Here is a 19862-nt window from a genome sequence, read left to right as displayed (position 1 = left end):
CATGCCGAAGGCATTCATGGCAGCCGTGCGATCACGGGTTGCTGATGAAGGTGGGGGTGTGGTGGGGCTGAGGCAGGAGCCGGGGTCGGCGATACGGGCCGGCCCCGGCTATCCGGAGCTGTGCGAGCCGGCCGGTGGTGAGGACACCGGAGGCCTCGCCGTCCGTGTGCCCTGAGCGACGGTGGAGGTCGCCGGTGCGGTGGCCGTGGTCGCGGGCGGATTCGGGGGGAAAGTCGTCGGATCCACCGAGCCGGAGGGGAACGTGGACGGGGGCGAGGAGCCGCCGGTGGTCCCGGTGCCGGTCGGGGTGCCCGGGGCGTGGGACTGGGTCGGGGACACCGCCGGTGACGAGGTGCTCGGCGCGGGTGAGGACGACGAGCTCGTCCCGGGCCGCGTCAGGGGACCCTGGGGCCGGTCCACGGCAGGCCCCTTCGGCAGCAGGAACAAGCCGGCCGTCAGCCCGGCGACCAGGAGAACGGAGCCGCCGGCGACCGTCGCCGCCCGAAGCCGCCGACGGGCCCGTACGCCCTCCCGGAGGCGCTCCCGCTGCTCCGATGCGAAGGGGATGTACTCCTGGGAGTCGCGCATCATCCGCGCCAACTCCTGTTCGAAGTGGTCCATGGATTCCCTCATCCCACCGGATCGATGACATCGGCCAGGATCTGACGCAGGCGCGCCACGCCCCGTGAGGCGTGGGACCGAGCCGTACCCACCGGGACACCCAGCACCGCGGCGACCTGCTTCTCGGACAGGTCCTGGTAGTACCGCAGCACCACCGCGGCCCGCTGACGCGGCGTCAACTGGGCCAGTGCAGTCTCCAATCGCGAGCGTTCCGCCACGGCGGCGGACATGTCCCCCGTCTGGGCCAGCTCGGGCAGCCGGTCCACCGGGCGCTCACCCCACCACCGGCGGCGGGCGGAGCGTGCGGCCGCCCGCCCCATGATCTTCCGTACGTAGGCCTCCGGCGCCTCGTCGGCCACCTTCGGCCAGGCGAACCAGAGTTTGACCAGGGCTTCCTGCAGCAGATCCTCGGCCCGATGCCGATCGCCTCCGCAGAGCAGGCGCGCCAGATGGAACAACGCCGACCAACGAGCCGTCACGAACCCGTCGAACCCATCGGCCCCCGTCTTCTCCATCCGCACCGTCCCGCCCTCACCAGTTCCTTGCACTCATAAGGAAGGCATTGGGACCGGCCTCGCTATGCACTCATCGCGCGTGATCCACATCACGCCGATGCCACATCTGCCGCAGACGCGCCTGGTTTCCCGTCAAGTCGTCGAGGGGGTCGGGCCATGGAGAGCGCGCGGGGGGTGAACGCACGCCCTGTGCGGCGCGCCGCCGCTTCGCGAGGGGCTGTCCACCCACAACGGACAGAGACTGCAAAAAGCCACAGCCGACGGCAAAAGCCACAACCGACCGCAAAAAGAAAGGGAAAGGAGGCTACCGGCTCCTTTCCACTCTCAACGTATAGCGCACCGGGGGGCTTGCGGCAAGGCCCCCGTCGTGCCGCAGAATCGGCGGCCGAAGCCGGAGCCTGGGTAAACGGGGGAGTCGCGAAGTGCGTGTGCTTTTGTCTACATATGGGTCGCGTGGAGATGTCGAACCGCTGGTGGGACTCGCGGTGCGGCTGCGGGCACTCGGCGCGGAGGTGCGGGTGTGCGCACCTCCGGACGAGGACTTCGCGCAGCGGTTGGCCGGCGTCGGCGTTCCGCTGGTGCCGGCCGGCCCGTCGGCGCGCGAGCTGACGACCGCGGCGCCGCCGCCGTCCTCCCTGCGCCAGCGGGCGGCCGCGTTGACAGCCGACCAGTTCGACGCGGTCACCGCCGCGGCCGAAGGATGCGATGCACTGGTGGCGACCGGTGTGATGCCTGCCGTGGCCGCCGCACGGTCGGTGGCCGAGAAACTGGGCATCCCCTCCGTGTCCGTGAGCTTCCAGCAGCTCACCCTGCCGTCGCCGCACCGCCCGCCGCTGGCGTATCCGGGCCGGCCGTTCCCGCCGGAGGTGACCGACAACCGGGTGCTGTGGGACCTGGACGCCCAGAGCATCAACACGCTGTTCGGCGAGGCGCTCAACACGAACCGGGTGGCGCACGGCCTGCCGCCGGTGGACGACGTCCGCGCCTACGTCATCGGCGACCGGCCGTGGCTGGCGACGGACCCGGTCCTGGACCCGTGGCAGCAGACGCCGGGCCTCGACGCCGTCCAGACCGGCGCATGGATCCTGCCCGACGTGCACCCGCTCCCGGCCGAGCTGGTGGCGTTCCTGGACGCCGGCACACCGCCGGTGTACGTGGGCTTCGGCAGCATGCCCATGCGCACATCGACGGACATCGCCCAGGTGGCCATCGAGGCGGTCCGGGCGCAGGGCCGCAGGGTGGTCGTCGCCCGCGGCTGGGCCGACCTGGCCCTGATCGACGACCGGGACGACTGCTTCATCGTCGGCGAGGTCAACCAGCAGGCGCTGTTCGGCCGGGTGGCCGCCGTCGTGCACCACGGCGGCGCGGGCACCACGACGACGGCCACCCGGGCCGGGGCGTCTCAGGTGGTCGTACCCCAGGCGGCGGACCAGCCGTACTGGGCCGGCCGGGTGGCCGGCCTGGGCATCGGCGCGGCACATGACGGTCCGACTCCGACCTTCGAGTCCCTGTCGGCCGCGCTGGGGACGGCCCTCACCCCCGAGACCCGCGCACGGGCGAGCGCCGTGGCCGGCATGATCCGCACCGACGGAGCGGAGGTGGCCGCGAGGCTGCTGCTCGACTCGATCAGCGGGGAAAGGCCGCGACTGCCCGCGTGGTCGCGAGCGGCCACAGAGGGGAGCCGATGAGGTGACCTCCCTGACCACCAGCGCTTTCGATCTTCCCGACCGCCTCTCCTTCAAGGCCGACCCGAGGTTGGTCGCCGACGACGAGCAGCACTTCGCGGCCATCGCGGAGTGCCTCGAGCAGTCGATCGCCGATCTGTCCGACCACCTGGCCGCCGAGCGCAGGGCGCCCGGCGGTGTGGGCCGGCAGGCGATGGACCGGGACCTCGAGATCCACCGGCTGACCGCCCGCCTGCGCGCGCTGCGTCGCTTCGGTCTGGACCTCTGCCTCGGACGCATGGTCGGCGCGGACGATCCCGAGCCCGTGTACATCGGACGGCTCGGCCTCAAGGACAGCGCCGGTCGCCGGCTGCTGCTCGACTGGCGCTCCCCCGCGGCCGAGCCGTTCTTCGGAGCCACCCATGCCGACCCGATGGGTCTGGCAAGCCGCCGCAGGTATCGCTGGAGCGGCGGCCGGATCAGCGACTACTGGGACGAGGTGTTCGCCTCCGACGGCTTTGCGGGGCACGCCGCACTCGACGACCAGTCCGCCTTCATCGCCGGCCTGGGCAGCAACCGGTCCCCACGGATGCGAGACGTGCTCGGCACCATCCAGGCCGACCAGGACGCCATCATCCGCGCCGGATCCCGCGGTGCTCTCGTCGTCGACGGCGGTCCGGGTACGGGGAAGACCGTCGTCGCTCTGCACCGCGCCGCCTATCTCCTCCACTCCGACCCTCGCCTCGGTCACCGCCGTGGCGGGGTGCTGTTCGTCGGTCCCCACCAGCCCTATCTGAGCTACGTCGCCGACGTCCTGCCCAGCCTCGGCGAGGAGGGCGTGCAGACCTGCACCCTGCGGGACCTCGTCGCCGAGGGAGCGGCGGCGGGGATCGAGGCCGACCCGGCGGTGGCCCTCCTGAAGTCGTCCGCGAACCTGGTGAAGGCCGTCGAGACGGCCGTCGGGTTCTACGAGGAGCCGCCCACCGAGGGGATGTCGGTCACCACCCACTGGTCCGACAGCCGGCTGAGCGCCGACGACTGGGCCGTGGCGTTCGAAGCAGCGGAGCCCGGTACTCCGCACAACGAGGCGCGCGACCTGATCTGGGAGGAGCTGCTCACGATCCTGGTGGACAGACACGACGGCGACGCCTCGGCCGACCTGCTCCGCGCGTCGCTGACGCGGAACCGGGAGCTGCTCACGGCCTTCAACCGCGCCTGGCCGCTGCTCGAAGCGGCCGACGTCGTCGGAGACCTGTGGTCGGTACCCGCCTACCTGCGCATGTGCGCTCCCTGGCTCGGCCCCGACGACGTTCAAAGGCTTCAGCGCGCGGACGCCCAGGCCTGGACGGTGTCCGACCTGCCGCTCCTGGATGCGGCACGGCAGCGGCTCGGCGACCCGGAGGCGTCGCGGCGCAAACGCCGTCACGAAGCCTCCCTCGCCGCCGAACGCGAGCGCATGGCCGTCGTCATCGACGACGTGCTCGCTGCCGATGACGACGGTGAAGGTGCGGTGACGATGCTGCGCGGACGGGACCTGCGGGACAGCCTGGTCGACGAGACCGCGCTGCCCGGCACCGAACCGGATCTGCTCGCCGGCCCGTTCGCACACGTCATCGTGGACGAGGCTCAGGAACTGACCGACGCGGAGTGGCAGATGTTGCTGCTCCGGTGCCCGTCCCGGAGCTTCACCATCGTCGGGGACCGTGCCCAGGCCAGGCGCGGATTCACGGAGTCGTGGCAGGAACGGCTCGGGCGGATCGGGCTGGACCGGATCGACCTGGCCTCCCTGAGCATCAACTACAGGACGCCAGAGGAGATCATGACGGAAGCAGAGCCGGTCATCCGGGCCGTGCTCCCGGACGCCAACGTGCCGACCTCCATCCGCAGCAACGGCGTCCCCGTCGTCCACGGGTCCGTGCCGGACCTGGACTCGATCCTCGGCACCTGGCTCGCCGCACATGCGGAGGGGGTCGCCTGTGTCATCGGCGACCCCACGTTCCGGGCGACGTCCCGCGTCCGGTCGCTTACCCCGGAGTTGTCGAAGGGCCTGGAGTTCGACCTGGTCGTCCTGATCGACCCGGCGGAGTTCGGGGAGGGCATCGAAGGAGCCGTCGACCGCTATGTCGCGATGACCCGGGCGACCCGGCAACTCGTCGTCCTCACGAGCTCGTAGAGGACCTCGCGCGGAAGCCGGGTTCCCCGAGGGGCCCGGCGGGGCCGAGGAGGGCGGTCACTGCCTCAGGCCTCTGCCTCAGGCCGCGGTGTCGTCGTCCGCGGCGGTCGGCAGCTCGTTGTGCCCCTCGCTCCAGTGGTTGACCCACCCGCACACTCCGCAGGCGTAACGGCCGTTCACCCCGGAAACCTCGCTGCCGCACTTGCGGCACTGCGTCTGGGTGATCTCCTGAGAGGCCAGGAACTCCACCGCCGGCACCGGCATCTCCGGCGCGGTCTGCTTCCTTCTCATGAGGCGGACCCTACCCGCGCGACGGCACAAGTCACGGCGAGGGCCCGCACCGGACCCGGCCATGGCCGTCCGGGTGGAAGTGCGCGCGTCGCTACGCCCATCGGGCAGGAGCGGAACCACAGCGGGTATGGACCGCACCGCACGGGGGACAGCCAAGGACATGGATGCCCACCACGACGGCCCGGATCCGGCCCATCGGCGCCCGCCGGGCGTCAGCGACGCTACCGTGGAGGCCCTAGGCTCGCTCTCGAAGGCGCTGGAGACCACCGAACGGGCCAGAGGTCACCTCTACAGCTTCCATCAGCTGACCGGCAGCGCGGACCTGGAGCTGGACCGCGCGGTGGAGCTGTTGCGCAGGGCCGGCCACGTGGCCTGGGCCGAGGAGGTGCGGACGGAGATCCTGGGCCGCAACGTCATCCCGGGGCACTGGACCTTTCAGATCGTCGAGGCCTACGACCACACGTACTACCAGCCGTTCAAGGACCTCGAGCGACGCGCTGTGGAGGAGCTGGCGGAGGGCCGGGATCACCTCTACGAGGCGGAGATGAAGGAAGCCCGCCGGACGCACGGCCACCCGGACCACACCGCGGGGCCGCCCAGGCCTCCCCGTTGACGCACGGCGCACAGCGCCGTGGTGACCGGCCGCCCGGCCGCGCTCTTCCCGTCAGGCCACGTCGGCGTGCCGCTCGCGCGGCTCGGCGGCGCGACGGCCGGCGGCGGAGCGCCCGGGCTCGGGACGACCGGTGCCGGAGCGCTCGCCGGCACGCCGGACCTCGACCGAGGTCCCACCGATCAGACGCAGGTGTCGGCCGCGGGCATGGCGGGCGGCCGGCGGCCTGCCGAACAGCCGGTCCTCGAAGCGGTCCATCGCGAACAACACAAGCCCCAGCACGGGCAGCAGCAGAACAGCAACCGCGATCACAAGGCACGCACCTCCCGGGCGATGACACTTCGCCGGGTGCCCGCCACCGCCTCGGTCATCGGCCCGACGGTGTGAAGGTCCTGTGAGCGCGGCCGGCGGGAGCTCACCGGGACGGCGGCATCCCGGTCGCCGTCGCCTGATGCCCCGCGCATGCTGGAAGCAGGTGGAGCGCCCCGCCCCGTCACCGGTGAGCAGGGACCCGCACGGCGGCCGACTCACCGGGTCCCGGGAGCCGGCCGCCGTGCGTCGTGCCGGCCCGGAGCATGCTCGCGAAGGCTGCCGAGGGGCCTCATCCGGAGCCGAGGGCCCCACCACCGCCCGCTCCTTCGGCATCACCTCGTCCCGTGCATCCCTCACACGGAATCGGGTCGCCCGCCCTGAACCGCGGTCTTCGGGGTACCAGCGCTCTCACGAGCGCCGACGACATGGGCGGTCGGCAGGAACGAGACAGACGGGAGGTGATCGCCGTGTCGAGCCCACAGCCGCACCATGCCGGGTCCGCCGGGGATACGCACGGCTCCGGGGCGGAGCCGGTGGGCAGGCTGGTGCAGCAGGCGTCGCAGCAGCTGACGGAGCTGGTGCGCGGCGAACTGAGGCTGGCGCAGGCGGAGATGACGGAGAAGGGCAAGCGCTACGGCAAGGGGGGCGGGCTGTTCGGCGGCGCCGGGGTCGCCGGCTTTCTGGCCCTCGAAGCCCTGGTAGCGACCGCCGTCGCCGCTCTGGCGGTGCCGCTGCCGGTATGGGCCGCGGCGCTGATCGTCACCGCGGTGCTGGGCGTGGTCGCCGCGGTGCTGGCCATGAACGGAAAGAGGCAGGTCGGCCGGGCCGCACCACCGGCGCCCGAGCAGACGATCGAGAACGTCAAGGCCGATCTGGCCGAGATCAAGGAGAGTGCACACCGATGACGCAGCCGCCCCACGACGAACCGACCGCCTCCAGCCCGCAGGAACTGCGCGAACAGGTCGAGCAGACGCGTCACGAACTCGGGCAGACGGTCCAGGCCCTGGCGGCCAAGACCGCCGTGAAGGCCCGCGCCCAGGAGAAGGCGGCCGAGGTGAAGGAGCAGGCGATGGCCAACGCCGTGAAGGTGAGGGCCAAGGTCGCCGCCGTCGCGCACCAGGTGCAGGACAGGCTGCCCGAGCCGGTCAAGGACGGTGCCGCCCAGGCTGCCGGGCAGGCACGGGCGACGGCCGCGGAGGCCGGCAGGCTGTGGCAGGAGAAGGCGCCCGAGCCGGTACGGCAGAAGGCCGCAGAGGGAGTGCGGGCGGCGCGTGGCAACGGGGCCCTGCTGCTGCTCGTGGCCGCGGGCGGCACCGCCCTGTGGCTGGCGAGCCGCCGCGGGAAGGGCTGAGCCGCACGGCGGGGGCGTGCCGGTGACACGGGCACGGGTGGGCCAAGGCTTGCGTGGGCGGCGCGTTCCGAAAAGCGGTTGACGCCCACCCCCGTCCGGCGATCGGATGGCGCCCCATGAGCACAGGGCAGTGGCATCCCGGCCCGCTCCACGTCGACGACGACCTCGTACGGCGGCTGGTCGCCGGGCAGTTCCCGCAGTGGGCCGGGCTTCCGGTGGAGCGGTTTCCGTCGGGCGGCACCGTCAACGCCGTGTACCGGCTTGGCGACGCCATGTCCGTACGGCTGCCGCTGATCGAGGGCGGCGCCGAGGACGTGGCGACGGAGCGGGAATGGCTGCCCCGCCTCGCACCCCTGCTGCCCACCCCCATCCCCGAGGTGCTGGGCGCCGGGGAGCCCGCCGAAGGGTATCCGTGGCCGTGGTCGGTGCACCGGTGGCTGGCCGGGGAGAACCCCGAGCCGGAGGAGCTGAGCGAACCCCTGCTGCTCGCCAAGGATCTGGCAGAGTTCGTGGCGGCGATGCGAAGTATCACCTTCCACGGGGCACCGGCCGCCTACCGGGGAGGGCCGGTCGTCTCGCTCGACGCGGCGACCCGGGCGGCGATCGAGGAGCTGCGTGGGATCCCGCAGGAGGGAGTCGACTGCGATGTCGCGGCCGCCGCATGGGAGGAGGCCCTGCGGGCACCGGACTGGGACGGGCCGCCGGTGTGGCTGCATGGCGATCTGATGCCGGGCAATCTGCTGGTGGAGGGAGGCAGGCTGACCTCGGTCGTCGACTTCGGGTGTATGGGGGTGGGCGATCCGGCCTGTGATCTGTTCCCGGCATGGAATCTGCTGCCTGCCGATGCGCGGGAGGTGTTCCGCGAGGCGCTCGACGTGGACGACGCGGCCTGGATCCGCGGCCGGGGGCGGACCCTCTCGCAGGCGCTGATCGCGCTGCCGTATTACCGCACGACGAACCGGGCGATGGCGCGCAACGCCCGTCATGTGATCCGGGCGGTGCTGGGCGAGGAATGACGGGTTCCGGTACGTCGGCTCGGGGCCGATCTCCTGTGTCGGGCGCACGGCCGGCGGTACGGTGAGGTCACCTGGGCCTGCGATCGGGGGGACTGATGTCGCGCAGAGCAATCGTCGTCGGTGCGAGCGTGGCCGGGCTGCTGGCCGCCGCGGCCTTGTCCGACCTCGTCGATGAGGTGACCGTGCTCGAGCGCGATGTGCTGCCGGACGGGCCTGCTCCGCGCAAGGGCTTACCACAGGGTCGGCACGCCCACATCCTGCTGACCAGCGGGCTGAACGCGATCGAGGCCCTGCTGCCCGGACTGGGACTGCGGCAGCGGGTGCTCGCCGCGGGCGGCCGCGAGATATCGCTGACGTCCGGTGCGGTGATGCTGGGTCCGCAGGGATGGTTCCGGCGCTGGCGTCACCACAGCCACCCCCTGCTCACATGCAGCAGGGACTTACTGGACGCGACCCTGCGCGAGGCGGTCCTCGGCCGTCCCCGCACCGGACTGCGCCATGCGCGGGCCATCGCACTGCTGGGATCGGCGGATCGTGTCACGGGCGTCCGCATCGCCGACGCGCAGGGTGCCGAGGAGGACCTGCGCGCAGATCTGGTCGTCGACGCCGGCGGGCGAGGGTCGCGTGCCGTGCAGTGGCTCGCCGCGCTCGGCATCACGGGGATCCGTGAGGCGGTCGTCGACTCGGGGGTCGTCTACGCGAGCCGCGTCTACCGGATGCCTGAGGGCGCGGAGGGCTTTCCCCTGGTCCTGGTGCAGCCGGACCCCATGGACGCAATGCCCGGCCGGGCCGCGGCCCTTGTCCCCATCGAGGGCGGGCGTTGGCTGGCCAGTCTGAGCGGAACCCGCGGCGGCGAGCCGACCGGGGACCCCGCCGCCTTCCTCCGCTTCGCCCTGGGCCTCCGTCACCCTCTGGTGGGCCGGCTCATCTCCGGTGCCGAGCCGCTGTCCGACGTGGCGCTCAGCCGCAGCACCCGCAATGTCCGCCGCTACTTCGAGAGTGCCGTCACCTGGCCCGAGGGCTTCGTGGTGCTGGGCGACGCCACCGCTGCGTTCAACCCGGTCTACGGGCAGGGCATGTCGGTGGCGGCGCTGGGCGCCCAGGCTCTGCGCCGGGAACTCGGCGGATCCGATACGGCCGCGCCGGGCCTGGCCCGCCGGGTCCAGCGAGCCGCCGCCGAGGCGGTCGAGGCGGCATGGTCGCTGAGCAGTTCGCAGGACCGGTGGTTCCCCGGGGTACTCGCCGACAGGCCCACGCTCGCCGACCACGTCCTCACTCGCTACGTCCGGCGCATGACAAGAGTGGCCGCCGGCTCCTACCGGGTGTCCACCGCCATGTGCGACGTCACCACGTTGCAGAAGGACGGAAGCCGTCTGCTGCGTCCCTCGCTGTTGCTCGCCACTCTGGGCGGTCCTGTCCTGCCTCCGCTGGCCGGACCGCCCCTGACGGAGGCCGAGCGGGCCATCCTGCACGGCCTCGACCGCGTCGGGTCTCCGTCACGGCCATGACGGCGATGTGGAGCGTGCGATGCGGAAGCCCACCTCGTCGATGCGGGGGCGGGCGCCGGCCCCTCGCGGCCGGACAAGGCGTTGCAGAACGCGTGTTGCCCCTGCGTGACCGGGAACGCCGGCAGCCTCGACCGGCGGGTCGCGCTGCGTCCGCCGTCCGACAGCGTCACCGGCCGCCACCCTACCGGCGTCCTGCGGCCACCTCCGCGATGCCCGGTGCCGGGCGATCTCGCTGACAAAGGCCCTGCTGGGGGATCCGGAGGCGGAACCCTCCGGTCACCTGGGGGGCTGGTGGCGGAGCGTCGGCGGGCTGTGGGGGGTGCGCCGGCGCTCGTTTCGGGTGCGGATGCGAACGTCCTTGACGATACGGGAGCGCAGAGCCCGGGCGATGTCGACCAGGTCACTGCTGGAGACCGTACGGTCCTCTCCGTTCGCCGCGCGCCGGGCTGTCAGGCCCTGGCCGTCGCCGGCGGAGTGGCACTCGACGGCCACGACGATCAACGCGGCCTCGGCTATGGCCGCCGCTTCCTCGCCGGTGGCGTTGCCGGACAGTGCGAGCCTGTGCGCCTCGTCCCGGATCCGCGGGTCGAGGTGGTCACGGCAGGCCAGGATGCGGTCGGAGATATACGTCTGCCGTCGGGTCAGGCGCAGATGGACGCTGGGCTTCCACCAGGGCAGAGGCGGGGGCTTGGGCCCTGGTACGCCTCGCACGGGGCGCACCGTGCGGGCCAGCGGTGCCAGCTGCCAGTAGCGGACGGCGGTGCTCCGGCCGACCAGGGGGAGGACGAAACCGGCCGCACCCAGGATCGCACTGGGCGCGATCACCGTGCGGGCGATCGTGATGAGGACGTCCCATGTGTGGCCCGTCCAGCGGCCGACGACCGCCGCGGCCGTCATGGTGTCGTAGCCGACGAAGTGCATCAGGTAGGCGGTCGCCAGCACGCGCAGGCCGGTGCGCAGTGTGCCGTGCACCTCGCGTGACCACCGTCGGCACAGATGGCCGACGGTCAGGGAGGCGACGGCGTGCGCGGTGAGATAGAGAAGGATCATCTCCCTGATGAAGGGTGTGGTGGCGTAGTAGAGATCGAACCGGGTCCGTTGCTCGACCGGCGCGTCGCCCAGTGCGAAGAGGACCGCGATCAGGACGACCACCGTGCCGTAGGCGGCGATGGTGATGCGGGAGAGGTGCCGGGGCTGGGCCGTGTCGGTGCCACCGCGCCAGTTGAGGACGAGCACGATCGAGGCGCCCGAGAAGGCGACCAGCAGCATGTAGACGACAGGAGCGGCGATGTTGGGCACTCCGGTGCCACGGTTGACGAGGACGATCGTGCTCTGGGCGGTGGTGAACAGGACCCCCGCGCCGAGGAAGAGCAGGGCGCAGATGGAGGAGAGAAGCCAGTCCCGGCCCCGGGCGCGGATGAGGACGGGCAACTTCAGCAGACAGGCCAGGAGTACCAGTCCGCCGGAGACGTAGAAGGGCAAGTCGCCGTCCATAGAGGACAAGTCGCCGTTCATGGGATGGGCACGGCCTCCGGGGTACTTGCTGAGCGCAGTCGCTGCGGCAGGCTATCGCGGCCGGGCGTGCCGATGCGCCCATGGCGCAAAGCCTCCACAACTGGGCGAGGCGCCGGAGTCAGCTTCCCTGATCGCGCTCTTCGCGGACCTGACGCACCAGGGTGTTGATGAAACGCTCGACCAGTTCCCACTCGTCGTCCGGCAAGGTCGCGGCCGTTCGGAGCGCCGGGGCGCGGCTGCCGCTGTAGGAGTCCGGACCGGCCGCCGTGCGCAGCCCGGCCAGGACGGGCTGGAGCGCCTCGTTGAGTGCGGACTCCGGCTCGGCACTGAGCCATCCGTTGGGCTCGCCGAAGAAGAAGCGCTCGACGCCCGCCTGGGTGGAGGCCAAGGGGCCACCCGAGCGGGTCTGACGCTGACCCGTCTCCCCCGTCGGATGGGGGTTGCTCCGCGGCCTCCTGCGGCCGTTGACGAGGTTGGACAGGGATGCCCGGGTGGCTCCGAACGAGGAGGCGATCTCGTCGTAGGAGTGCCGTGACCCGTCGGGCCGCCGTCGTGTCTCCCGCAGATGAGTGATGCGGCGGATGATCCGGGCGGTGATGTCCTCGGCGGGGGCCTGCCGGCCGTTCAGAAGCATCTCCACGACGTCCTGCGGGACACCGCTGGTGACGGACAGCTCCTGCACGTCGAGGACGTCGTCACGGCTCTGTCCGTCGCCCAGAAGGAAGTCGATGTGACGGAGGGTCTCGGCGAGCGATTGGCGCGGATCTCTCACCGACGCATCTCCTCACGTCCGGTGGGGCGCGGACTGGGCATTGATGACGAGACGATAACCGCTCCCCCGCCAAGCAACCAGGTCAAGCGATACTCCAATAGCCGGGGATGGATACAATAGTTGACATCACATGCTCGGGGATTGCAGCATCACCAAGTGACCTGACTACAAGTCAACAGCCGACGGACACGACCACGTTCGTTCCGTGGACGCGGACTCCGGTCGCGCCTGCATTCAGGTCGGCGTGTGCAGGTACGCGCTGTTTCCGCGCTCGGTGCCGGGGGCAGAGGCGTGCCTCGGACCCCCTGCCCGGTCTCGGCCGGACGTACAAGAAGCGCCGACGGCACAAGACCCCGCCTCTTGCCGGAGGATCACGTGACGGCCGTCCCTACCCTCCCTCCCCGGCGCGCGACCCGCGCGGCCCACCGTTCCGCGCCCCTGAGCACCACTGCGCCGTGTCGCGTTCCGAGGTTGTCGTGACCGCTCCCCAGCCAGAACCCGTGTTTCCGCACGGCGCTCAACCGGGTGGCGCGTCCGGAGCCGTGGACGACCGATGGGCCCATGCGCGGGACCAGCGGTTCGCCCGGTTCTTCGGGCGGCGGCTCGCCGATGCGGAACTGTGCGGCAGCGCGGCCGAACGCAGGACGGCGGCCGACGTCACCAACCTGTTCGAGGAGTGGCTGGCCCTGCGCGAGGCAGCGGGGTGCGGGGGCGAAGCCGACGGCGACGGGGACGGACTCTGCGACCGCGAGCAGAACGCCACCGCGAACGCACTGGGCTGGTTGTTACGCTGGGTCGCCTTCATGGAGTGGGCAGGCCACCCCCAATGGGAGCTGGGTTTCCATCCCGCCGCGTACCGAGCGCCACTCGACCATTGCTTCGACGCAGCCGACACCGGTTGCTGATCACGGATTGCCGGTGCCGGTTGCCCATCCGTGTGCCGACGCGCTCCCGGGCACGGAGCGGCACCGGGCGGTCAGGGCGCCGTGAAGAGAGTCGGAAAGCGGGGTGCCAGCCACGGCTTGCGCCCCCAGGCGAGCACCCGGCCCCGGCTGATGGCCCGCCACGGGTCGCAGCGACCCAGCGCGATGAGCAGGAAGGTGACCGGCTCGGTGAGGATCGCGCAGTCCGGCCGGTCCGGCGGGCCCGATGTGACGCTCACCACGCCGTCGGTGAAGGTGACCCCGAAGGTCGGCCCGCCCCGCAGACGAAGCGCGTAGCGGGCCGTGAGCCCGGCACTGGCAGCGGCGTCGACGACACGCTCCATGGCCACCAGCAGGAAGGGCAGACACAGATCGACCCGAGCACGGTCGATCATGTGCGGCCTGCCCAGCGCGCGGGCGAGGTCGTAGCCGTGGCCCAGCATATGGGTGAGCAGATATGAGGCGAGAGTGGACCGGTCCATGGGTCCCAGCGGCGTGCCGAGCGTCCGGTCCGCGGCCTGGTCCGGGGTGGCCCCGGCGATCGCGTCGAGGAAGCCGTCCGCCTGCGCCACGATCATCGCCGCCAGCGGCTCTGCCTCGCGCTCCCCGAACGCGGCCAGCGAGCGCTCGTTGGCCGCGGCAAGGCTCTGGGGTGTGCCGTCCCCGTACGGGCGTTCACGGCCCGCCGCGAGGTCGGCCATCAACTCGTTGGCCAGCGCCAGATGCGCCGCCGCCTCACCCACGGTCCACTCCGACTCGGGTACGGGAAGCGTCGTATCGGCCACCGTGCGCAGCAGTGCCGCGATATCCGCGGCGGTCCCGCGTATGGCCTGCCCGAGTCCCTCGGGCAGGGTCGTCCCCGCGTCCGCCGGCCGCGTCCCTGCGTCCATGTCACCCACTCCCTCGCCGGGCCTCCACGCCCGTCATGTACTGGCGGGACACCCAACCAGGCGGGAGAGGAGATTGACAACGGTTCGGACGCGGCCCGTTCCGGCACCGCGGTTCCCTGACCCGCCCCGCTCGGCCTGGAAGGTCAGGCCGCGACCAGGACGGCCCCGTCGAGCGCCTTCTCGTGCTGCATGCGGGTCAGCCGCAGTACGACGAGGATCGCGAGCGCCGCGGCCGCGATGTCGATGGCGTCGGAGATGAGCATGTGCCGGGCCGCGCTGTGAAGCTCCGGGGCTGTGTCGGCTCCGCGGTAGGCCGAGAAGGCGGACCGGTCGGCCACGAGCGAGATGATCCACAGCGTCCACCAGGCGTTGACGAGGCCGTGCGGCCGGGGCGCGCCCCAGGGGCTGCTGGCGTCCCAGATGTCCAGAGTGATCCGGCGCGGGAACCACAGGTTCACGATCGGCGTGAACCAGCCTCCGATCGCCCAGCCACGCCCCTTGGTGTGCCCGGACGGGCTCAACACCTCGGCGTTGACCCGGACCCGGTAGAACCAGCACAGGAACACGACGATGCAGGCGAGCAGCGCGACGGTCTGGACGACGCCGGCTGCGGCGTAGAGCGCGTCCGCGCGGTCGGCCCGGCGGCTCACGGCGTCCCCCGAGGCACCGTCTGCCAGGTCGCCGGACACGTTGTACATGACGACGTCCGCGCCGATCGCGAACAGGTCCGCGGCGGCGACCAGTGCGAGCAGTACGGCGGTCGCCCGGCCGAGGCCGACGGGTGAGCGCAGCCGGGCCATGGGCGCCGCCGCGAACGGCTGGGCGGTCGCTTCCGGGGTGGTGACGCACCGGGCGCACAGGGTGCCGCCGGGTGCCGCGGCGAATTGATGGCAGCGTGAACAGATCAAGGTGGAGCATCCCCCGAGGTGTGGTCGAAACACCGGACGCCGTTCCTTTCGGAACCTCACGCGCGGCATCCGAAAGATACGAGTTGTTCGAACTCGTAGTCCATTCGGGGTGGATCTTGTCGCGGGTCCGCCCGCTCCGGGTGAGGCCGGCGGCCTCGGCGAGCGGCAGGGCGTGACCGATGGCGGCCGGTGGCCCGCCGCCTTTGCTCATCTCGTCGTATGCCGTTGTGCATAAGCGCCGGGCTTGGGGGCAGTCGGTGTTGCGTCAGCCCGCAACGGGCGAACAGGCAGGTAGTCGATCTGGGAGGGAACATGACGGCGGCGATGACGACAGCGGTCGCGGACGCGGGCACGGCTGCACTGCCTGAGGTCGCCGACCCGTCGCGGGTTGCTCCGAAGGACGCCCGCGCATTGTCGAGGCTCTTCTTCGACCAACTGGCGACGCTGGAGGAGGGCACGCCCGAGTACCAGTACGCACGTAACACGTTGATCGAGATGAACATGTCCCTGGTCCGTTTCGCGGCCGGCCGGTTCCGCAGCCGGGGGCCGGAGGAGATGGAGGACATCGTCCAGGTCGGCATGATCGGGCTGATCAAGGCCATCGACCGGTTCGAGCTCTCACGCGAGGTGGAGTTCACCTCGTTCGCCGTGCCGTACATTGTCGGCGAGATCAAGCGGTTCTTCCGTGACACCTCCTGGGCGGTGCATGTGCCGCGCAGGCTCCAGGAGGCGCGGGTGCAGCTGGCGAAGGCGACGGAGGAACTGCGCAGCCGGCTGGGCCGCACCCCGACCACGAAGGAGCTGGCCGAGCTGATGTGCCTCTCGGAGGAAGAGGTCGTCGAGGCGAGGCTGGCCTCCAACGGCTACAACTCCTCTTCCCTCGATGCCGCCATCAGCACCGGCGAGGACGGCGAGACCGCTCTGGCGGACTTCATCGGCACCGAGGACGGGGCGCTGGAGCTGGTGGAGGACTTCCATGCGCTGGGCCCGATGATCGCCGGACTGGACGAGCGTGACCGGCAGATCATCCATATGCGGTTCGTCGAGGAACTGACCCAGGCCCAGATCGGCGAACGCCTCGGTGTCTCCCAGATGCACGTCTCGCGGCTGCTGTCGCGGATGCTGGCCCGGCTCCGCGAAGGCCTGCTCACCACGCACTGACTCACCTGCCGACGGTGTGAGAGCGCCCCGGGCGCGGCCCTTGAGGCCGGGCCCGGGGCGCTGCGTCGCGCAGGGTCAGGACAGCGTGCGGCACAGCAGGGCGGCAGGACCCGCCGTGCTCCCCAGACGTGTGGTGAAGGCGATCCCGGCCGCGTACTCGTCGTCCGCGCACTGGCCCTTGTAGTCGCCGTAGGCGAAGTCGCCGCCGTCGGCGCCGGCGGGGCGGTCGTCGGCCCGGTCGAACCACACGGTCCGCCCGGTGACACCCAGGGAGCCCCGGGCGGGGACACAGAGCGCCGCCGACACACGGCCGCCGCGGTGGCTGTAGCCGATCAGGAACTCGCCGGCGGGACACTGGAGTTTGGTGTAACCCGAGGCCCAGTCGCCGCCCTGCGGGACATGGCGTTCGTCGGTGACGACGGTCTGGACGCCGGCTGCGGCGCGCAGATCACCGGCGGTGACGTCGGTGCACAGCCCGCGGTCGCCCGTGTGGCCAAGGCCGGTCAGCCGCAGGCCGTCGGGGCACACGGCCTTGGAGGCGCCCGGGTCCCAGTCGCCTGCGGACCGCACCCGCAGCGACTCGACCTGGTCCCCGTGGTCGGTGGCGAGCATGTGCCAGGAAGGCACCTCCGCCACCGGCCCGGTGCGTGTCGGCGCGGTCATGAGGTGATGCCATGCGGTGCTGCGCCAGTCGGACCCGTCGAGGATGCCGTATCGGTGACCCGCGGTGTCGTAGCGCAGCAGCGACCAGTCGTCGTGCCCTTCCCAACCGACCAGCGGCCAGTAGGCGAAGTCGCTGTCGTGATCGGCGAAGTAGTCGGTGACGTTGCCGAACCAGGTACGGCCGGCGGTGCCCGTCTCACCGGCCCCGATGCCGAACTCGCTGATCCACACCGGCGCGGTGAAGTGCCGACCGCCCTCCTCGGACACGTAGAAGGCCTCGTCGGTCAGGGCTCGGTACAGCTGGTCCCGGCTGAGGTCCTGATAGCGGGGGTCGTGCGTCTCCCCCATGCCGGTGGCACCGCTGTGGCGGGGGCCGGTGTACCCGTAGAAGTGGGCGGAGTAGACCAGCTGGTGGGTGGCCACGAGGGTGTGCGAGAGCGTACGTGCGGGGGTGAGGGCGGGACGGCCGTGCGGCAGCCCGTCGACGGGCACGCCGGTCCAGTTGATGCCCTCGATGACGATGAGGAGATGGGGGTCGGCCTCGGTGAGGATGCGGTCCGCGGCGAGTTGGGCGGCGGCGTACCAGTCGTGGTCGTCGCCCAGGCCCCAGTTGGGGTCGTCCATGATGTCCCGGCGCACCTCGTTGTAGAGGTCGGCTCCGACCACACGGGGCTCGGAAGCGTAGCGGCGCGCCATGAAGACCCAGTCGTCAGCCCATTGCCGGGTGGACTGCCGGGTGTTCCACCGCTCGTTGCCGTCGATGCCGCAGCACCAACGGGAGGTGTTGGTGTGGTTGTTGAGGATGACCGCGAAGCCGTCGCCGGTGAGCGCGGCCACCACGGCGTCGTAGATCTGCAGCGGCGTCTTGCCACGCAGCTGTGGGTTGGCGGTGACGGCGGTGTCCGGCACGGGAGACGTCGCGTGGATCATCTCGTTGGAGAACGGCAGCCTGATGCTGTTGATGCCGAGCTCGTGGAAGTCGGCGAGCAGCTTGGGCAGGGCGACCCGGTCCAGACCGAGGGGAATGCCGTGGGAGTCCTGGCCGGCATGGTGGTTGGCGGGATCGGTGATGCTGCCGCTGCCGTTCCAGGACCCTTGCGCGCCGTCCCAGTTGGCAGACCTCAGCCGGAAGCGTCTGCCCGTGGCGTCGACGATGTACCGGCCGTGGGTGGACAACGGCGGTTGCCAGGTGTCGGTCACCGGGGCGGTGGCAGTGGTGGCCCGGGGTGAGGACTGCGGGGCGGCGGCGAGCGCTCCGGGCGCCGAGGTCAGCAGGAGGAGGGCCGCGGCCGCTCCTGTCAGGTGCTGGACAAGTCTGATGGTCGGCATACGGCTCTCTGGTGAGTGAGCGGTGGTGCGCGGACGGGGGGTGGCGTGGCCGACAGGCGCCGCAGTGCGTGGTGCCCGTCGGCGGGATGCCCCGCGGCAGCGGCCGGACTCGGCCGTCGGCGGGCGACGGCCGCCAGTGTACGGAGCAACCGCCGCGGAGGCACTGCACCGGTGACGAACCCGTCGGCGGCGGGCGGTACGGCCCGCCGCCCCGGGCGCCGGCGTGCCGCCAGGAGCACGCTGCACGGCCTCGACCGGTCAGACGGGATGACGCGGCGCGGCGCCCACGGCGGTCGTGATCGGGCCCGGGTACGGCGGCACCGCAGCGCCCTGGACCAGCACCGTCGGTGTGCCCCGCACGCCGTGCTCGTCCGCCCGCGCGGTGACGTACGGCGGCCGGCCAAGCTGGACGCCCCCGCGCACGCACGCCGCGAAGGAGTGACTAAGTCCCACCCGCGTGCCCAGGGCGATCAGGTCCTCCCGAGGGAGTCCGGGACCGCCCTCGGGGGCTGACTGGCGAGGAGCGCATCGTGGTACGCCGCGAACCTGCCGCCGTCGGCGGCGCCGGAGGCCGCCGCGGCCCGCGTTGTGTAGCCATCGGTGGACATCTGGTCGAGCATGGCCACGGGATGGCAGATGACACGGATCAGGCCGTCGGCCACCAGCCCGTCCAGCACCGGGCCCGAGGACTCGGTGAACATCCGGCAGTACGGACACTGGAAGTCGATGTACGCGTCGAGTGCCACAGGGCCGTCACCGACGACGACGCCGTCACCGTCCTCATTGGTGTCCTCCGGCAGTCGGACCGGCCGGAGGGGTGCACGCGCATTCATGCGGTTTCTCCGCACGCGGAGCCGCCCACGGCGGGATCGGTCCGGCCGGGTCAGCCGCCGCTGCTCCTCGGCCAGACCTCCGGACCGCCGCCGTGCCACTCGATCAGCGGGGACTCGGCCACGTCCACCTCGTCCCACCCCTCCAGACCGGCCCGCTGGAGCAGCACGGCAAGATCGTGCAGGTTGTACGCCATCCCGAGGATCTCGCCGTCGGACCGGACTCGTCGGCCACCGGTCTCGGATGGCGCGGACACGATCACGCGCGGCTCGCTCATACCTTCACCCTCGCCCGCGGATCGCTCCCGCGCATGTCGAGCCGCGGGCGTCGTTCCGCACCCCGCCGCGGGGCCCGACCCGGGGCGCCCACACGGCCGCGCGAAGGACGAGCCGCTCGCCCCGGGCCGGTCGCCGTGCGGCAGGATGGGGCCATGAGCGTAGTCAAGATCAACGTACTGACCGTACCCGCCGAGCAGCGCGAGACGCTGGAGAAGCGCTTCGCCTCCCGTGCCCATGCCGTGGAGAGCTCCGACGGGTTCGAGTGGTTCGAACTCCTCAGGCCCGTCGAGGGGACCGACACCTACCTCGTCTATATGCGATGGCGTGACGAGGAGTCCTTCCAGGCGTGGATGGAGGGCCCCATGAAGGCGGCTCACCAGGGCGGTGGCGCGGAGAGCGGAGAGCGTCCCAAGCCGGCCGCGAGCGGTTCCACGCTGTGGTCCTTCGAGGTCGTGCAGCAGGCCGCGCCGAAGACCACGTGAGCAGGGCCCGAACAGGACGGTGTCCCGTCCGCCGCGGCCGGGCGGCCGT

General features: G+C 71.6%; 21 protein-coding genes. 10 read left to right on the top strand and 11 right to left on the bottom strand.

All coding sequences use genetic code 11. The features are described 5' to 3' along the window. Nucleotides 1-108: 108 nt before the first annotated feature. Together LZ604_RS19230 and LZ604_RS19225 are read right to left on the bottom strand one after the other, a co-directional pair. A complete protein-coding gene (locus LZ604_RS19230; protein ID WP_234516617.1) occupies nt 109-621 on the bottom strand; it encodes a hypothetical protein in 513 nt (170 codons plus the stop codon). An 8-nt stretch (nt 622-629) separates the two neighbouring features. Continuing rightward, nucleotides 630-1136, bottom strand: a complete 507-nt coding sequence (locus LZ604_RS19225; protein WP_234516616.1) for a SigE family RNA polymerase sigma factor — start codon at nt 1134-1136, stop codon at nt 630-632. 428 nt (nt 1137-1564) lie between these two features. On the opposite strand from LZ604_RS19225, the gene LZ604_RS19220 reads away from it, so the two are divergent. Together LZ604_RS19220 and helR are read left to right on the top strand one after the other, a co-directional pair. Next, on the top strand, nt 1565-2824 hold the full coding sequence (locus LZ604_RS19220) for a glycosyltransferase (RefSeq protein ID WP_308283610.1): 1260 nt from the start codon (nt 1565-1567) through the stop codon (nt 2822-2824). A gap of 1 nt (nt 2825) precedes the next feature. Continuing rightward, nucleotides 2826-4973, top strand: a complete 2148-nt coding sequence (helR, locus tag LZ604_RS19215) for an RNA polymerase recycling motor ATPase HelR (RefSeq protein ID WP_234516614.1) — start codon at nt 2826-2828, stop codon at nt 4971-4973. 78 nt (nt 4974-5051) lie between these two features. Here the strand turns inward: helR and LZ604_RS19210 are convergent, their stop codons facing one another. Next, entirely contained in the window at nt 5052-5237 is a 186-nt protein-coding gene (locus LZ604_RS19210) for a hypothetical protein (RefSeq protein WP_234516727.1), read from the bottom strand. 187 nt (nt 5238-5424) lie between these two features. On the opposite strand from LZ604_RS19210, the gene LZ604_RS19205 reads away from it, so the two are divergent. Further along, nucleotides 5425-5877: a hypothetical protein gene (locus LZ604_RS19205; protein WP_234516726.1), complete on the top strand. Its 453-nt coding sequence runs from the start codon at nt 5425-5427 to the stop codon at nt 5875-5877. 51 nt (nt 5878-5928) lie between these two features. Here LZ604_RS19205 and LZ604_RS19200 read toward each other — a convergent pair whose 3' ends face one another. Further along, complete coding sequence (locus tag LZ604_RS19200; protein ID WP_234516613.1) at nt 5929-6186, bottom strand: hypothetical protein; 258 nt, start codon at nt 6184-6186, stop codon at nt 5929-5931. 533 nt (nt 6187-6719) lie between these two features. Between LZ604_RS19200 and LZ604_RS19195 the strand changes: the two genes are divergently transcribed. The 4 genes from LZ604_RS19195 to LZ604_RS19180 all read left to right on the top strand — a co-directional run bounded on the left by LZ604_RS19195 (nt 6720) and on the right by LZ604_RS19180 (nt 10061). After that, entirely contained in the window at nt 6720-7091 is a 372-nt protein-coding gene (locus LZ604_RS19195; protein WP_234516725.1) for a phage holin family protein, read from the top strand. After that, entirely contained in the window at nt 7088-7537 is a 450-nt protein-coding gene (locus LZ604_RS19190) for a DUF3618 domain-containing protein (protein ID WP_234516612.1), read from the top strand. Before LZ604_RS19195 ends, LZ604_RS19190 begins: the two co-directional genes overlap by 4 nt. A 116-nt stretch (nt 7538-7653) precedes the next feature. Further along, nucleotides 7654-8553, top strand: a complete 900-nt coding sequence (locus LZ604_RS19185) for an aminoglycoside phosphotransferase family protein (protein ID WP_234516611.1) — start codon at nt 7654-7656, stop codon at nt 8551-8553. Between the two features lie 95 nt (nt 8554-8648). Continuing rightward, entirely contained in the window at nt 8649-10061 is a 1413-nt protein-coding gene (locus LZ604_RS19180) for an NAD(P)/FAD-dependent oxidoreductase (RefSeq protein ID WP_234516610.1), read from the top strand. Between the two features lie 276 nt (nt 10062-10337). On the opposite strand, the gene LZ604_RS19175 is transcribed toward LZ604_RS19180, so the two are convergent. After that, nucleotides 10338-11576: a DUF6545 domain-containing protein gene (locus LZ604_RS19175; protein ID WP_234516609.1), complete on the bottom strand. Its 1239-nt coding sequence runs from the start codon at nt 11574-11576 to the stop codon at nt 10338-10340. Between the two features lie 118 nt (nt 11577-11694). Continuing rightward, on the bottom strand, nt 11695-12348 hold the full coding sequence (locus LZ604_RS19170) for a hypothetical protein (RefSeq protein ID WP_234516608.1): 654 nt from the start codon (nt 12346-12348) through the stop codon (nt 11695-11697). 542 nt (nt 12349-12890) lie between these two features. Here LZ604_RS19170 and LZ604_RS19165 point away from each other — a divergent pair. Next, nucleotides 12891-13253, top strand: coding sequence for a hypothetical protein (locus LZ604_RS19165; protein ID WP_234516607.1), 363 nt, complete (start codon nt 12891-12893; stop codon nt 13251-13253). Between the two features lie 71 nt (nt 13254-13324). Here the strand turns inward: LZ604_RS19165 and LZ604_RS19160 are convergent, their stop codons facing one another. Further along, nucleotides 13325-14161 carry a maleylpyruvate isomerase family mycothiol-dependent enzyme gene (locus LZ604_RS19160; RefSeq protein ID WP_234516606.1) on the bottom strand — a complete coding sequence of 279 codons (837 nt, stop codon included), beginning with the start codon at nt 14159-14161 and terminating at the stop codon, nt 13325-13327. Between the two features lie 143 nt (nt 14162-14304). Then, nucleotides 14305-15069, bottom strand: a complete 765-nt coding sequence (locus tag LZ604_RS19155; RefSeq protein WP_234516605.1) for a DUF4328 domain-containing protein — start codon at nt 15067-15069, stop codon at nt 14305-14307. Nucleotides 15070-15381: 312 nt separating this feature from the next. Between LZ604_RS19155 and LZ604_RS19150 the strand changes: the two genes are divergently transcribed. After that, nucleotides 15382-16230 carry an RNA polymerase sigma factor SigF gene (locus tag LZ604_RS19150; RefSeq protein ID WP_234516604.1) on the top strand — a complete coding sequence of 283 codons (849 nt, stop codon included), beginning with the start codon at nt 15382-15384 and terminating at the stop codon, nt 16228-16230. 75 nt (nt 16231-16305) lie between these two features. Here the strand turns inward: LZ604_RS19150 and LZ604_RS19145 are convergent, their stop codons facing one another. The 3 genes from LZ604_RS19145 to LZ604_RS19135 form a co-directional block, all read right to left on the bottom strand. Next, on the bottom strand, nt 16306-18222 hold the full coding sequence (locus LZ604_RS19145; RefSeq protein ID WP_234516603.1) for a glycoside hydrolase family 5 protein: 1917 nt from the start codon (nt 18220-18222) through the stop codon (nt 16306-16308). 470 nt (nt 18223-18692) lie between these two features. Then, nucleotides 18693-19055, bottom strand: a complete 363-nt coding sequence (locus tag LZ604_RS19140; RefSeq protein WP_234516602.1) for a DsbA family protein — start codon at nt 19053-19055, stop codon at nt 18693-18695. A 50-nt stretch (nt 19056-19105) separates the two neighbouring features. After that, on the bottom strand, nt 19106-19330 hold the full coding sequence (locus LZ604_RS19135; protein ID WP_234516601.1) for a hypothetical protein: 225 nt from the start codon (nt 19328-19330) through the stop codon (nt 19106-19108). A gap of 153 nt (nt 19331-19483) precedes the next feature. Here LZ604_RS19135 and LZ604_RS19130 point away from each other — a divergent pair, with 153 nt between their 5' ends. Next, nucleotides 19484-19813 (top strand): antibiotic biosynthesis monooxygenase family protein, encoded by a 330-nt coding sequence (locus tag LZ604_RS19130; protein ID WP_234516600.1) that lies wholly within the window; start codon nt 19484-19486, stop codon nt 19811-19813. Nucleotides 19814-19862: the final 49 nt, after the last annotated feature.

The sequence above is a fragment of the Streptomyces glomeratus genome (assembly GCF_021462825.1).
Lineage (GTDB): Bacteria > Actinomycetota > Actinomycetes > Streptomycetales > Streptomycetaceae > Streptomyces > Streptomyces glomeratus.
This window is presented reverse-complemented; position numbering and strand designations above follow the sequence as displayed.